This window comes from Nostoc sp. 2RC (assembly GCF_014222165.1).
Classification (GTDB): domain Bacteria; phylum Cyanobacteriota; class Cyanobacteriia; order Cyanobacteriales; family Nostocaceae; genus Nostoc; species Nostoc linckia.
This window is the reverse complement of the sequence record NZ_JACKZU010000216.1, coordinates 1-13,894: the sequence shown is the minus strand read 5'-3', so window position 1 is coordinate 13,894 and position 13,894 is coordinate 1. Positions and strand designations below refer to the sequence as shown.

Annotated in this window: 13 protein-coding genes and 1 pseudogene; 8 read left to right on the top strand and 6 right to left on the bottom strand. The window is 38.9% G+C overall.

Annotated features, from left to right (window positions below; all coding sequences use genetic code 11):
• The first annotated feature begins 136 nt into the window (after positions 1-136).
• Positions 137-1,273: an FMNH2-dependent alkanesulfonate monooxygenase gene (gene ssuD / locus GNE10_RS21955; protein ID WP_185566979.1), complete on the top strand. Its 1,137-nt coding sequence runs from the start codon at positions 137-139 to the stop codon at positions 1,271-1,273.
• A 203-nt stretch (positions 1,274-1,476) separates the two neighbouring features.
• On the opposite strand, the gene GNE10_RS21950 is transcribed toward ssuD, so the two are convergent.
• Complete coding sequence (locus tag GNE10_RS21950; RefSeq protein ID WP_185566978.1) at positions 1,477-2,646, bottom strand: hypothetical protein; 1,170 nt, start codon at positions 2,644-2,646, stop codon at positions 1,477-1,479.
• A 100-nt stretch (positions 2,647-2,746) separates the two neighbouring features.
• Here GNE10_RS21950 and GNE10_RS21945 point away from each other — a divergent pair, with 100 nt between their 5' ends.
• The 4 genes from GNE10_RS21945 to GNE10_RS21930 all read left to right on the top strand — a co-directional run bounded on the left by GNE10_RS21945 (position 2,747) and on the right by GNE10_RS21930 (position 5,227).
• Positions 2,747-2,887 carry a hypothetical protein gene (locus GNE10_RS21945; protein ID WP_185566980.1) on the top strand — a complete coding sequence of 47 codons (141 nt, stop codon included), beginning with the start codon at positions 2,747-2,749 and terminating at the stop codon, positions 2,885-2,887.
• A 241-nt stretch (positions 2,888-3,128) separates the two neighbouring features.
• Positions 3,129-3,659: a CAP domain-containing protein gene (locus tag GNE10_RS21940; RefSeq protein WP_185566977.1), complete on the top strand. Its 531-nt coding sequence runs from the start codon at positions 3,129-3,131 to the stop codon at positions 3,657-3,659.
• A 300-nt stretch (positions 3,660-3,959) separates the two neighbouring features.
• Complete coding sequence (locus GNE10_RS21935) at positions 3,960-4,508, top strand: CAP domain-containing protein (RefSeq protein ID WP_185566976.1); 549 nt, start codon at positions 3,960-3,962, stop codon at positions 4,506-4,508.
• Positions 4,509-4,597: 89 nt separating this feature from the next.
• Positions 4,598-5,227: a ribonuclease D gene (locus tag GNE10_RS21930; protein WP_185566975.1), complete on the top strand. Its 630-nt coding sequence runs from the start codon at positions 4,598-4,600 to the stop codon at positions 5,225-5,227.
• 523 nt (positions 5,228-5,750) lie between these two features.
• On the opposite strand, the pseudogene GNE10_RS21925 reads toward GNE10_RS21930, so the two are convergent.
• The 3 genes and pseudogenes from GNE10_RS21925 to GNE10_RS21915 form a co-directional block, all read right to left on the bottom strand.
• A pseudogene (locus GNE10_RS21925) lies at positions 5,751-6,197 on the bottom strand (rhodanese-like domain-containing protein); the annotation flags it as partial.
• A 222-nt stretch (positions 6,198-6,419) separates the two neighbouring features.
• A complete protein-coding gene (locus tag GNE10_RS21920) occupies positions 6,420-8,756 on the bottom strand; it encodes an NACHT domain-containing NTPase (RefSeq protein WP_185566974.1) in 2,337 nt (778 codons plus the stop codon).
• 601 nt (positions 8,757-9,357) lie between these two features.
• Positions 9,358-9,567, bottom strand: a complete 210-nt coding sequence (locus GNE10_RS21915; RefSeq protein ID WP_185566973.1) for a hypothetical protein — start codon at positions 9,565-9,567, stop codon at positions 9,358-9,360.
• 9 nt (positions 9,568-9,576) lie between these two features.
• On the opposite strand from GNE10_RS21915, the gene GNE10_RS21910 reads away from it, so the two are divergent.
• Positions 9,577-10,293, top strand: a complete 717-nt coding sequence (locus GNE10_RS21910; protein ID WP_099067996.1) for a response regulator transcription factor — start codon at positions 9,577-9,579, stop codon at positions 10,291-10,293.
• 393 nt (positions 10,294-10,686) lie between these two features.
• On the opposite strand, the gene GNE10_RS21905 is transcribed toward GNE10_RS21910, so the two are convergent.
• The gene (locus tag GNE10_RS21905; RefSeq protein WP_185566972.1) at positions 10,687-11,313 is read right to left on the bottom strand and encodes a CPP1-like family protein; all 627 of its coding nucleotides are present in this window, start codon (positions 11,311-11,313) and stop codon (positions 10,687-10,689) included.
• Between the two features lie 704 nt (positions 11,314-12,017).
• On the opposite strand from GNE10_RS21905, the gene GNE10_RS21900 reads away from it, so the two are divergent.
• Both GNE10_RS21900 and GNE10_RS36105 read left to right on the top strand, forming a co-directional pair.
• Positions 12,018-12,737 carry a response regulator transcription factor gene (locus tag GNE10_RS21900; RefSeq protein ID WP_185566971.1) on the top strand — a complete coding sequence of 240 codons (720 nt, stop codon included), beginning with the start codon at positions 12,018-12,020 and terminating at the stop codon, positions 12,735-12,737.
• A 59-nt stretch (positions 12,738-12,796) separates the two neighbouring features.
• The gene (locus GNE10_RS36105) at positions 12,797-12,928 is read left to right on the top strand and encodes a hypothetical protein (RefSeq protein ID WP_260446989.1); all 132 of its coding nucleotides are present in this window, start codon (positions 12,797-12,799) and stop codon (positions 12,926-12,928) included.
• Positions 12,929-13,150: 222 nt separating this feature from the next.
• On the opposite strand, the gene GNE10_RS21890 is transcribed toward GNE10_RS36105, so the two are convergent.
• Positions 13,151-13,348 (bottom strand): DUF2811 domain-containing protein, encoded by a 198-nt coding sequence (locus tag GNE10_RS21890; protein WP_099067993.1) that lies wholly within the window; start codon positions 13,346-13,348, stop codon positions 13,151-13,153.
• Positions 13,349-13,894 lie beyond the last annotated feature (546 nt).

Genomic DNA, 13,894 nt, shown 5'->3' with positions numbered 1-13,894 from the left:
GTGGGGAGTGTGGGGAGTGTGGGGGGAAAGATTTTTTCACCATCCTCCCACACCTCCCACACTTCCTGCTTGCCCCCTGCCTCTTCCCATGCCCAATGCCCAATGCCCTAATAACTAAAGTTAAAACAGAGGAATTATGGAAATTTTTTGGTATTTGCCTACACAGGGAGATGAGCGTTATTTGGGCACTACAATTGGTAGGCGTCCCGCCACTTATCCTTATATGCAGCAAATCGCCCAAGCTGTTGATAAATTGGGTTACGGTGGTATGTTAATTGGTACTGGACAAAAACAAGATACCTGGATTGTAGCTAGTTCTTTAATTGCAGTTACTGAACGTTTGCGGTTTCTTGTGGCTTTTCGTCCGGCTATTATGTCGCCTTCTTTGGCGGTGAGGATGGCTGCTACTTTTGACCAAATTTCTCATGGTCGAATTATACTCAATGTGGTGACTGGTGGCGATACAAAAGAATTAGCTAAAGATGGAATTTTTCTCAGTCATGACCAGCGTTATGAACTGACTGATGAATTTTTAACAATTTGGCGATCGCTCATGCAAGGTGATGAAGTCACCTTTAATGGTCGTCATCTGAAAGTTGCAGGGGCAAAACTGCAATTTCCTCCCGTACAAAAGCCTTATCCTACTTTATATTTTGGCGGTTCTTCCGATGCTGCTCTCCAAGTTGCTGCTAAACACATTGATGTGTATTTAACTTGGGGGGAACCACCAAATCAAGTAGCCCAAAAAATTGCCAAGGTACGCCAATTAGCAGCAGAACAAGGTAGAACGGTACGTTTTGGAATTCGGATGCACGCGATCGTCCGGGAAACTACGCAACAAGCTTGGGATGCAGCTAACGAATTGATTCAGTATGTGGATGATGAAACCATTGCTGCTGCACATCGGCGCTTTGCTCAATCGGAATCAGAAGGACAACGCCGTATGGCACAACTACATAACGGTAGTCGCCAAAACTTAGAAATTAGCCCGAATTTATGGGCAGGTGTTGGTTTAGTGCGTGGTGGTGCTGGAACTGCCTTAGTGGGAGATGCAGATACAATTGCAGCGCGAATGCTGGAATACAGCGATTTAGGAATTGATACCTTTGTATTTTCAGGGTATCCCCATCTGGAAGAAGCTTATCGAGTTGCAGAATTATTGTTTCCGCGCTTACCAGTGCAAACGCCGACCATCGCATTACCGCAGCAAGTTGCAAGTACATTCAGCGAATTTGTTAGCAAAACAGATTTACTCAAACCGCAGGCTGTTTAAACTGGATGGGTAGGTTGATTCGAGGAACGTAGCAAAATTTCGTAGGGTAACCTAACATTTATGCTGCTTTGTTGGGTTACCTTACAAGAACGCCAGAGGGCGATCGCTTAAATCAATCTACATTTCTAGCGTTTTTCGGAAACAGAATACAAGTCAAAGTGTTCCACTAAAGTTAATGCCTTGTGATTCACTTGATGATTAATTTAAAAGATTTTATTGTAGAATGGAAGTAATGTATTAATGTACTCAATTGTTTCTCCTGCCTCGATCAATTTTTCAGAACTGTTACTGTTATTACTGCTAGCAGAAAGCCACAAATAGTAATTAGTATTCCCTGCTTGTGGTTGTATACGTACATAGTAAGTTCCTCGAGACAATTGAATGTTTTTAGATGTATCGCCTACAAGACTACTATCAGAATTGAATACGGCGGGACTTCTAGAACTTAAAACATTACCACTACTATCAATTATTTGCTCAAATACACTTCTAGAATAGCTATAGTTAAATACTCTAAGAGTGCTAGTTTGATTCAAATCAAATCGATAGTAATCAAAAGGATCGGATGAGCCGACATTTTCAATTACGCTAGTAAAATTTGAACCTATCGGCAGTTGACGAGCAGTACTCAAGGTGTTTCCAGCATAGTCATTAGCAGCTTGGCGTCCTTCAAATGCACCATAAAAATCAAAGTGTTCTACTAAGTTAACACTTTGTAAAGAAACTAAATCTCGATTATTGGCTTTATAGTATCCAGCATCAAAAGAGGGTGAAGATTTACGTCCCTCATTGATCCCATAGATTCCAAAATGCTGTAACAACTGCCTATTACTGAAATTAGTCAAGTCTGAGTTATTAGCACGATAGTAGTTGAAATTAAAAAATGGTGAGAAGTGACGGCCTTCATTTATGCCATTGATTTCAAAATGACTCAATAGCTGAGAGTTACTTAAGGAAGTGAGATCAGAATTATAGGATTTATATGAACCAAAAGTAAAAAATGAGGAAAAGTAACGCCCTTCTGAAATACCAAAGCCTTTCAAATGAATAAATAATTGTTCATTGTTAAAGCTTACGAGGTCACTATTGTTAGCACGATAATAGTTTAGACTAACGTTGGGCGAAAAACTACGTCCCTCAGCTATTCCGTGATTCATTAGATGATTTAATAGTTGGCTGTTGTTCAAGTTTGCTAGGTCAGAACTACTCCCTCGGTAGAAACTCAAATCAATCAGGGGTGAAAATGAACGACCTTCATTTAAACCATAGGTTTGGAAGTGAGACAAAGCTTGAGTATCATTAAGAGCAGCTAAATCTTGATTCGCAGCACGGTAGAAACCAGTGTCGAACACGTTTGAGATAGTTAGAGCCATATTATTAATATCCGAAAGTTTGTTTGGCAATGCATTACATAGTACTACATTGCAGTATAAACTATTACTAAATATCTCTTGATACAAGAAAATAAATTTAATGATTCAAATTCCTGAATTGCAGCGTCGGGGTCTGTTCCGCACAGAGTATGAAGCCTCAACTCTACGGGAGAATCTTGGTTTACCTCGTCCGGTAAATCAGTTTACCAAAGTTGCCGATCGCCAAGTGGCAAACGTCTAATACGATTTTGGATTTTGGATTGGAGTTAACAGTCAACAATAATCCAAAATCTTAATAATCTTTCTAAAGACAGAAGAAAATTATTTGCAGATAGGATGATTTTTTTGTAAGTTTGTAAATTTTAAAGTTTACTAGTAGTTTTTGAAGCAATAGCCGCATCAGCAGAGGTATATAGACTGAGAACCGAGTTGTTCAATTAACAATAGTCTGGTTAGATGGTCTGAAACTTTACTTTCAGCAAATGATTAGAACAACAATCTACGGCATTGGTTTAGGAACTCTTTTACTCAGCAGTGGAGCGATCGCTACTTCTATAATAGAGCCAACTTTTACACCGATGTCTTCAAACATATCAAGTGATACTGTTAAGATTGCACAATCTACCATCAATACTGTTGGTATAGAACAGTCAGTTTTTACCCAAATTAATAATTACAGGTCTTCTAAAGGGCTACCAAAACTGACTCGTAATTCTGCCATCGATAATCAAGCCAGGATTCACAGTCAAAATATGGCTAGCGGTAAAGTGGCTTTTGGGCATACTGGATTTCAAGACCGTCTCAAAGCAATTCGTATTAGCTACACAGGAGCTGCTGAAAATGTCGGTTACAATCAGGGATACAGTGACCCAGCTACACAAGCTGTTCAAGGCTGGCTCAAAAGTCCAGGGCATCTAGCCAATATCGTAGGTAATTATAATTTGACCGGGGTTGGTGTTGCCAGCAACAGTAAAGGGCAAATCTACTTTACGCAAATTTTCTTACGCACGTAAGTATCTTTTCGTCTTTGCTGTTGATAGTTAACTGTTAACTGTGAGCCGTTAACCGTCAACAGCGAACAATAGCAATGGAATATTTTTTTAATTGCAAGTCTCTATCAGTGAAAGTAATGGTGATTTTACCGAAGCTAAACTATGGATATATTGACAATTAGAAATGAATGTTTGTATGTCCTGTAAAGGACGTGGCCAAAATGCCGAAATTCATCAATCCTTAATAGTATTCTCGTATATATTTTTGGAACTATGAGGTAGAGTATAAGTCTTATATCTCTACATATTACGCAATTCTCCATGTTCCGACAAACTGCTTTTGGCATCGCTTTAACTGCGCTTGTCCTTGCTAGTGGATTAACAACTGTTCCGATACCAGGGCATAATTCTACAAATACATCCACCCGTAATAAGCTGTTGTCGCTTTTTTCCAGTCAGGCTGCAATATCGACTCCTACTTTTAAACCTACTGAGCTAGAAAAATCCGTTTTTGACGAAATTAATCAATATCGAGCTGCTAAGGGTCTACCAAAGTTGACCCTAAATGCGAATATCACACGACAGGCAAGAATTCACAGCCAAAACATGGCTAAAGGTAAAACCCCGTTTAGCCATCAGGGATTTGAGGGGCGGGTCAAAGCTATCCCTATTCGCTACAACAGTGCAGCGGAAAATGTGGCTTTCAATCGGGGATATAGCAACCCCGCAGCTGAAGCTATTACTGGTTGGATCAAAAGCCCCGGACATCTGAAGAATATTAAAGGAAATTACAACCTTACTGGAATTGGCGTTGCTACTAATACTCAGGGTGAAGTCTACCTGACGCAAATCTTTTTTCGCACTAGGTAGATTTTATTTTTGATATTTTTGGACAATAATAATGTAGTGTCTGACAAGGCTTTTGTCTGCTGGACACTGCTATTATTTTTCAAGATTTCATGACATTACAAGATTTTCAGGTGAGCGATCGCGACCTTAGTGATGCAGCCCTTGGACAATATTTAGAATCTACAGCGATCGCAGTGGACACAGAAACCATGGGGTTATTACCGCAGCGCGATCGATTGTGTTTGGTTCAGCTGTCCAACCTAGAGGGAAAAGTCACCGCCATCCGCATCGCCAAAGGACAAACTAACGCCCCAAACTTACAACAACTTCTGCAAGCGGCGAATGTTGTAAAAGTTTTTCACTTTGCTCGTTTTGACCTTGCTACTTTACGAGCCTATTTAGGGATTGAAGTTAACCCTGTTTTTTGCACCAAGATTGCCAGTAAATTAGCACGTACTTACACAAATCGCCACGGACTCAAAGATGTAGTGCAAGAGTTAGAACAAGTAGAACTCGATAAAACCGCTCAAAGTTCTGACTGGGGTAACGCTGCTAATTTGTCTGAAGCTCAATTGAGTTACGCCGCCAACGATGTGCGCTACTTATTGAGTATACAAAAAAAACTTACAGAAATGCTCAAACGAGAAGAACGTTGGGAACTTGCTCAACAGTGTTTTAAAGTTTTACCAACAATAGTTTCTTTAGATTTATTGCAATTTAAAGATTTGTTTGAACATTAATTGTAGGTAATACGATTCAGTTAAAGGCAACAGTAAACAAATAATAGGAATCCGGTTTGATTTTTGCACAAAATTCCGTACACTTTACTCTTTTATAACCCTGTTGCCTCTTGCCTGCCTATATAGATCGGTTTATTAATCAAATCGGACTTCTAGAAATCGGATTGCTATACTATTGGATTTATGCAAATCCCACCCTTCAAAAAGGATGGGATTTGACGTGAGATTTTGACTTAAAGAAAACCAGTTTCTTCAATTCTGAGAACCACCACAGGCATACCATCTACTGTTAACCGTCAACAGCCAACAATCAAGTTTAAGATTTAACATTAGAATCGTCTGGCCTAGAAGCTTTAGATTCATTAACGCCTTCTCTAACTTCATTGGCTTTTTCTTGAACGCCTTCTTTGAGGTTGCTAGCTTTTTCTTGGATACCTTCTTTGAGGTTGCTGGCTCCTTCTTGAATGTTATCTTTGAGGTTACTTACTCCCCTTTTGATACTATCAGCAGTACTTTCGCCTCCTTTGGGCTGATTTTCTGCATGATTTTGTAGCCTAGCTACGACATTATAATCATCTGCACCAGGGGGGGTTTTTGATTCAATGATACCTTCGGTGGGGCCGCCGATGGCCTTCCATGCAGCAAGACCACCTTTGAGTTGAGAAACATGTTCAAAGCCACTAGAACGGAGTTGTTGTGCGGCTTGGGCAGTTTCTTGATCGTTGGTACCGTAAACATAAATATCACGGGTTGTATCTAAAGAAGCTGTAGCACGGTCTACCAATTCATCTATTGGCATGGGCATTGCTCCCATAATGTGGCCTTCGTTGAAGGTTCTGCGATCGCGCACATCCAATATTGTAAAAGCTGGTTCGCCCCATTCTAAACGAGACTTCAATGTATGAACATCAGATTCCGCTTGTATTGGTGGCTGTGGGGGAATGATACCGCCTACTAAATTATTATTCATAACTATTCCTGACTGACGAATGTTAATAGCAATTTAACGAACAAAATATATTTAATTGCTCTTTCCCTAGTATGAATATATTTCAAATCTCTCCTCAGATAGACTAAGGATTTTCCAGAATTTATACCAATTAATCAATTGCAAATTTACTCAATTAAGACTATGTAAATGATTATTGTATTATCAAATTCTGATGCTTTGTGGCTGATTAATTGACAATTATTAGGAATTATTTACCTTTTCAATATCGGCGATCGCTAACAATAATGTATCCTCAATTTTCTGTCGTACTGTGGGAGTTACATCAGTAGCACTATTGAGACAATCCACCAGTAATTTATTCACATCGTAATATGTTTGAAGTAGTTCTTTTTGTTCTTCGTTGAATTCCCAGTCGTAACCAATATTACGATACTTAATCAGAAAATATCTTAATTGTTTACCCCAAACTTGACCTTTTGTTTGCCACCATTCTCTAAATTTTTCTATATTTCTGTCGATATCTGGCAGTTGTGTTTTCAATTTTTGCAAGGCTTGTTTCAATTTAGGAGCAATAACAAGCTCAATAGCTTCGTTAAAAGCAATAGCAAAGGCATGAGCATAATCAAGGGCATCTTTGAGGTTATGCTCAAAGGCAAAGTCAAGGTCGTTAAAGCAAGCAATGGTACTATATAGAAACTCATCAAGGGCAAGATCAGAGCCAAAAGTTATATTACCAACAAGGGCGTATTCAAGGTTATAACCAGAAGTATAGATCGAAGCACAATGGCTGTGGTAAAGGCTACGCTTAACACAAACTAGATAAAAAGCACGAACGGCTACTGCTTTGTGCCTAGTGGAAACTGAACTAGATTTTTGATGTAACCAAGTTAGAAAATGCTGTAATTTCCGGTCGTTCCCCACTAGCAAATCAATTTTTTGCTTCATTAACTGTAATATTTTGTCAGCATTCGGCAACATATTAACAGTTAGTAAAAATACCTCTCGCCAACGTTTTTCGGACATGTGGCTAACCAGATGTTCCCAAGTTGGAATTTGGGAATTTTCTAGAAATTTTCTAGCAGTAAAATACTTTTGGAATATCAAATGAGAAAATGAGTAAATCTCTTGCGATCGCTCTATCAATAATCCATGTTCAACTTCAATTATTTTCAGCATCGCTTCGCTATCTAGCTGCAATTGATTTTTTAGCAACCAATCAGCAATTAATTCCAGGATTTTTTCCTTTGGCAAAAAGTAATTTTCTGCTTCAAAACTGATAGCCGCAATTTGAGAAAGTAACTTTTTCTTCATTGCTACATTCAAATCACTATTAATGCGATCGCGTTTAATACCTCTAACTTCATCCCATCTAAAAAAGAGAATATTCAATGCTTGCTTGTATAACTTAGCTTGGTTGCAGGGAAATTCATTTTTTGCTTGGAACACCAAACAAATCCAATGCAGCAGTAATGGAGTGCAACTCAATTCTCGGATGTACTGATTTTCCGGAAGATTTAGTTTATTAATAAATAAATTTCGTCTGATTTCTGCATCTACTTTATGATTTAAAGCAACAGCAATAAACCATTTTTTGGCAAAAATTTCTACTTGCTCTTGGTCAAAGTCTGCTACTTCAACTTCAGTAAATCCGTGAAACTTATATCTTTGAGCCGCAATTCTGGAGCTAATAACAAACCGATTTTTGTAAAATGTCTGGCTAAATTTACGAATTTCTATCGTGATGTTTTCTATTTCTTTTGTTGATACTTCATCTAATCCATCTATTAAAATCAGCAGCTTGCCATGAATTAATAAAGTTTGAGTGAATTCTTGTTCTACATTACAACTGATAAATTCTTGGCTAATATAGTCAAATAAATTAAATTTATTATCACTTTTAGCATCTTCAGCAAATTCTTTTGCTCTAACAAAGACTACTACGTGGTTTGGCTGAAACTGCCCTTTATTACACTCAATAGCTAGATTTTGTAAAAATATAGTTTTACCTGACCCTGGCTTCCCCAGGAGCATTAATTTTGAGTGTTGTAAAACAGCTTCCAATGCTGCTAATTTTCTTTCACGCTTATATGTTGTCAGTTGGTGAAAATTTGACTCAGATTTTAAGTCTTTCAACCAGTCATCAATTTCTCGCCATTGCAGGTGATTTATCTGCTCTAAAACATTAATATTGGTGTAAATATCCAGTAATTGAATTGTCTGCCCAATATCCAACATCTGTATAATATTGCACTGATTTTGGATTTTTTCTTGGCGCTTTTGGCGTACTTCCTTGACTAATTTATCGAAGTCAGCATCTTTGAATCTGATTTTACTACTTTGCTCAAATGCCACATCTTCAGGGAAACCAGCAACCTTTTGCCAAGATAGCCCTAGCTGTTGACAAATTTGCACAAAACAAGAACGAGAAACTGACTCACCTGCAAAAAATTTGGCCACTGGCTGGCGTGTAATCCCTACAGCTGCTGCTAATTTATGCTGACTCCAAGTTTTGTCTATTAAAGCTGTTTTTGCTGCTCTTATACCTTCTGGTGATGCTCTGAGTCCTTGGCTTGTCATACTAATTCATAACCATAGCTCATCTATCAATTTAGTTAATTTTGAATTATTAATTGATATATTTGTTCTATGTCGATAGATAGATTAAGTTTTACATCCATTAATTAGAAATTACTAATTGTTCTGCTTATAGCTTGAAACTTAAACTTGTAGTATAGTATATGCTTAAGAGTATAACTACATGCAAATGCACGTCAAATAAATTCTCGTAGGTCTTCTCCAGCAAAACATGTCCCTTGGCTAGAGTAAAGTTGACTAGGTAAAAATTTAGAGTCTAAACCGCGTCTACTTTGAAACCTTTAATAGTTTGAAATCGGGTTTTATTTCTAAATACTAAACTCTTCCCTGTTAAGAGTTCCCCCAGCCTTGTTGTCCGTTCCCTTTTGAAAAAGTCCACTTCTCAACTTGGACGAAGTTTAGATTGATTTATGGCTTAATTTGTGAGAGTTACTCGAAAGTTCCTGAATCAAGTAGTGTGTTCCTTGATAGACTTGCGGCGATCGCTATTTTTCTGGTGTTTCTTGATGTATTTGTGGTCATGAAGACGATCTTGAATGGCACTTTTTTCCGTGTCTTGGGTTAAATATCAGACTACAAAAATTCAAGAATATACTAAAGTCATACAATACTTATACAATTGATAAACATGAAAATGGCTGAAGTTTCCATCGACTTCATGGAAAATTAATTGTAAACAAGTACTACAGTAGCGATCGTGGTCAGCAAACATCGGCGTTAATATACTTTCACCACAAATACGTAAAGCAAAACTGGCGCACCAGCTAAATGCCCAATCAACAATAGGCAGCAAAACAGCATTATGACTATGGCCCCTGATACTACTCCGAAAATTCTCATCGTTGATGACGACTTCGGCGTCCGAAATCTCGTCTATCGTTTTTTAAGTCGGAAATATCAAATAGAATCCGCAGCAGACGGGAAGACTGCCTTATCGTTGTTTGAGCAATTCAACCCTTCCTTAGTGATTTTAGATTGGAATTTACCAGATGTTAATGGCTATAGTCTCTGCCAGGAAATGCAGAGTCGTACCAATGTTTTAGTAATGATATTAACCAGTAGAACTGACGAGGCTGATAAAATTAAAATCTTGGCTGCTGGTGCTGATGATTTCATGACCAAACCCTTTAGCTTGGCAGAAGTTGAAGTCAGAGTAGAAGCGCTTTTAAGACGGATACGCTACATTAACCCCTCTCCAACACAACGCATCGTTTTTAAGCAGCTAGTGATTAATCCAGAGGGAAGGGAGGTAACACTTAATGATAAACCTTTAGCGTTAACAGCCCTGGAATTTAATATCTTACATTTTTTAGCCAGCCATCCTGGTCAAGCTTGGAGTCGTCCCCAGTTAATTCAAAAAATTTGGGGTTGTGACTACATAGGAGATGGCCGAGTAGTTGACGTACACATTGGTCAGCTTCGCAAGAAGATGGAAATCGATACCAGCGTACCAGAGTATATTAAAACTGTACGGGGCTATGGTTATAAATTTGAAGTACCTGACGACAGCACTAATTAGGTTTTGTGGAATAACGATAAAATCAAACTTTTCAGGCTATCACCCTAGAAAAAGTCCCAGGAAAGTACCGCAAGAAATTAGAAAAAATAGCGATAAAACTCTTACCCCAACCCTGTTAAAAGTCCGCTACTCCTACCAAAGAACTTTTGCAGCAAACTCTAATTAATAAACACTAAACTTTAAGAGTGCTGTTAGCTTTCTTCTCTGTGGAAAGCGATGCCAACATAGTGTTGAGCCAGTTCTGAAATCACCAATTAAAAATTATTTCTCCTCTTACCTACTTTGGAGAATTTGCTAGCAAGAGCGTCTGTTTTAGGAGAAATTCTGATGTGGGAAACCTCCGAAGAGACTTTTACTCCCCACTTTCTACTGACTGTGTTTATTAGGGTAGATTTAGCGTAAAAAGCTACTAACCAACCATAGCAAGATAAAAGTCAGCACTGTAGAAAATTGATTCGATCCCAGATTGATAAATGATATTTGTGGCAACAACCAGTTAGCAAGGAGACCACCAGTAATCAAGCCAACTATTAAACTAACAAGGGTGAACAAAACTGCTCGGCCAAATTTGGCTTCTTTCCGGTTGAGAAAGTAAATACCGATACTTACCCCAACTACCAATGCTAATTGTAAAACCTGGTTGCCTCCCTCTGGATAAAACAGGCTAATGGCACTTAAGCCAAGATACCAAGCTCCTGGTAAAAGGATATCAGCAGGGGTTGGCCGATCTAGTATTCGTTGCAGCCATGCAGGTGAATGTTCGCGAGGGGCTTGAGTTTCTTTCGGAGGTGATTGTACCCGCAACTCTGGAAACCGAATACGTTCTGGAACTTTGATTTTTCCTTCCTGGCGCATCCGTAAGCGATCCATTAAAATCGCATCGTAAGCTGCTTCAATCACTTCTAGATGCTTGGCATCGCCACTATGTTGCTCGAATAGACGATTACGAGCATCCTGGATTTCATCGAAGGAAGCCTCTTCTGATACCCCAAGTTTTTCGTAGGGATTTTGATCGCTCATGGGAGTTTGTTACTTCAGCCTCAGTCAGCGGCAATCTATTGTCAAAAAAACAAATTTAGATTTTGTTTGCTGGAATCGAAACAAAAAGTCTCGACTTAATATTTATGCTCTACCAGGATAGTAGCACGAGTTAGTTCGATCGATTCTAACATTTAGACTATAGTCACTTTAACATATCGCCATAACTCCGTGTATACCCTCATGTCGTTGCTCAGTTCTGGCTCTAATCTAGAATTTGAACTTACAGTACCTACAACGCATAGTTTTCATGAAAAAATTAACTTTACTGTTTCAGATTTGGCAACTTACTGTGCCTTAACGGAGTTTTTTTAATTATACTGGCGATCGCTTGTGGTGCAAAACCACATCTCGATTTAAAATTGAAACGTTTTAAGTTACCACTTAACGGGGATTAAAAAGTCTTTGAGTTTCACAAACCGCTTTGGCTGAGGTTTGAGCGTCTATTTGGCAAGCATAACTTAATTGATAGTCACAAGATCTGCACTTCACGCAGCGCTGCACTATAGCTTTCCACAAGATTACCGTTCTCATCGCCTATAATCCTGATTACAGTACTAAATTATTGGAATAATCAGGATATTCATGCCCTAGCTGTGTAGATTCTTAGTAAGTCCCAAAGTGGCAACTGTGTTTTTACGCAACCTTGTTGTTAATCTTACGAATTTTTGTGTAAAGTGATGGTCATGGCTCCTGCCAAGATTCTTGTTGTTGACGACGACCCTGCCGTTCGTAACTTAATCCAACGCTTTTTGATAAAGCAGAACTATCAGGTGGAGGCTGCCGAAGACGGAAAGACAGCCTTAACTCTATTTGAGCAATTTAACCCTGATTTGGTAATTCTAGATGTGAATTTACCAGATGTGATTGGGTTTAACCTCTGCCAAGAGATGCAAAGTCGTAATGGTGTTTTTGTTTTGATGCTTACTAGTCGTGCTGACGAAGCCGACAAAATTCGCGGCTTTTCTAAAGGCGCTGATGACTATCTCACCAAACCTTTTGGTTTGGGAGAGTTAGAAGTCAGAGTAGGAGCGATTTTAAGGCGTCAGCGAGTTATAACTACTGCCGAACAAAAACGCTTGGTATTTGAAAAACTGATGATTGACCCAGTTCGACGGGAAGTGGCACTTAATAACCAACCAGTACCCTTAACTGCTCTGGAATTTGATTTATTGCATTTTTTAGCCAGCCATCCAGGTCGAGTTTGGCGGCGTGCAGAATTAATTCAAGAGGTGTGGGACTATGAATATGTCGGCGACCAGCGGGTTGTAGATGTACACATCGGTCAAATTCGCAAGAAGATTGAAATTGATGCTAGTCAGCCAGCATTAATTCAAACTGTACGCGGTGTAGGGTATAAGTTTGAATCTCCTGCTCACTCCCAACAGTTGGAAGCTAAGTCCTGAGTCTATAGTCTGGAGTTTTTTAACTCTTGACCGAAACAATTTTGGGTTTGAGATTTTGGATGAAATTTATTTTGGTTTTAGAACCACCAGGAGGAACCACCAAAGGTTTAATAAATTTGAGCAAACTGGTGACCGTTGGTAGGGTAGTACAGTTAACTGTGCTACCCTACACGTCTTGCATAGACTTCTAAGAGAAGTGGGGAAAAGGGCAAAGGGAAAGGGGGAAAGGTTTTTTAACTTGTACATTGACCGGAGGCAGAACTATCCTTGCTTTGCTCAATGAGGCTGTTCACCGTTGACAGTTAACACTCAACAGTTAACTGTCAACAACCACTCCTGTTAGTTATGCTTTTTTTTGCGCGTATGAACTGAGATTAGCTGTTGTTGGGGAATTTATGCAGAGTATTCTTAACTTAGGAATGATGAAACAAAGTTTCTAAATAGACTCGCGCGGCACGGCGATCGCTTTCTCCATTTTGGAGTAAAAACAATGATAGCGCTGCCGTCAGTACTCTGTTTTCATCCCAATCAGGATGGGTTTCTAAGTAATTCTTTAAAGAATCGTGAAGTGATTCGGGAATTTCTGTAAAAATGCTAACCGTTGCTTTCATGAGATTTTCCTCCTATGAGGTCAAACAATTTTGGATTTTAGATTTTAGATTTTAGATTGACCCCATGCTTGTCCTCTGGGAAAGGTAGGGGTTTGAATCAAGAATTTTCAATTTGGGATTTTAGATTCTTTCTACTTAGCTTACTGAGAGTAACAACTCAAGTAATTTTACACAGTTGATGCCAAAGGTTGAACGAACTACAAAAGCAAGCCGAATCATTGTGCGCTAAGAGGGGGTGGGTTTGTCAATGCTGCGAAATGTTAACAATCTTGGTATAAAAGATAAATCAGCACGAAACAATCGGGCTTTTAACCGAATTTTTGTTACTTAACTTTACAAAAACTCAGTCCCCAAGTTCCTAGTGACTGTTAATTAACAATCCCCAGTAGACAACCAACAAGCCCATTAGCTCGTAGAACACCTGTGGAAAACTGCTAAAATCCCTGTGGAAACCCTGTGGAATGAGTGAGGAAAATTGCCGCCGATGATAAGAATTACAAAAATGTTATGAAATCATGACTAAGAAGGGGGAAAGGGGAAGGGGGA

Bases quoted from the DNA above. Each gene is read 5' to 3' on its own strand.
- ssuD (WP_185566979.1), top strand. From the start codon at position 137: ATGGAAATTTTTTGGTATTTGCCTACACAGGGAGATGAGCGTTATTTG.
- GNE10_RS21950 (WP_185566978.1), bottom strand. From the start codon at position 2,646: ATGGCTCTAACTATCTCAAACGTGTTCGACACTGGTTTCTACCGTGCT.
- GNE10_RS21945 (WP_185566980.1), top strand. From the start codon at position 2,747: ATGATTCAAATTCCTGAATTGCAGCGTCGGGGTCTGTTCCGCACAGAG.
- GNE10_RS21940 (WP_185566977.1), top strand. From the start codon at position 3,129: ATGATTAGAACAACAATCTACGGCATTGGTTTAGGAACTCTTTTACTC.
- GNE10_RS21935 (WP_185566976.1), top strand. From the start codon at position 3,960: ATGTTCCGACAAACTGCTTTTGGCATCGCTTTAACTGCGCTTGTCCTT.
- GNE10_RS21930 (WP_185566975.1), top strand. From the start codon at position 4,598: ATGACATTACAAGATTTTCAGGTGAGCGATCGCGACCTTAGTGATGCA.
- GNE10_RS21920 (WP_185566974.1), bottom strand. From the start codon at position 8,756: ATGACAAGCCAAGGACTCAGAGCATCACCAGAAGGTATAAGAGCAGCA.
- GNE10_RS21910 (WP_099067996.1), top strand. From the start codon at position 9,577: ATGACTATGGCCCCTGATACTACTCCGAAAATTCTCATCGTTGATGAC.
- GNE10_RS21905 (WP_185566972.1), bottom strand. From the start codon at position 11,313: ATGAGCGATCAAAATCCCTACGAAAAACTTGGGGTATCAGAAGAGGCT.
- GNE10_RS21900 (WP_185566971.1), top strand. From the start codon at position 12,018: ATGGCTCCTGCCAAGATTCTTGTTGTTGACGACGACCCTGCCGTTCGT.
- GNE10_RS36105 (WP_260446989.1), top strand. From the start codon at position 12,797: ATGAAATTTATTTTGGTTTTAGAACCACCAGGAGGAACCACCAAAGGT.
- GNE10_RS21890 (WP_099067993.1), bottom strand. From the start codon at position 13,348: ATGAAAGCAACGGTTAGCATTTTTACAGAAATTCCCGAATCACTTCAC.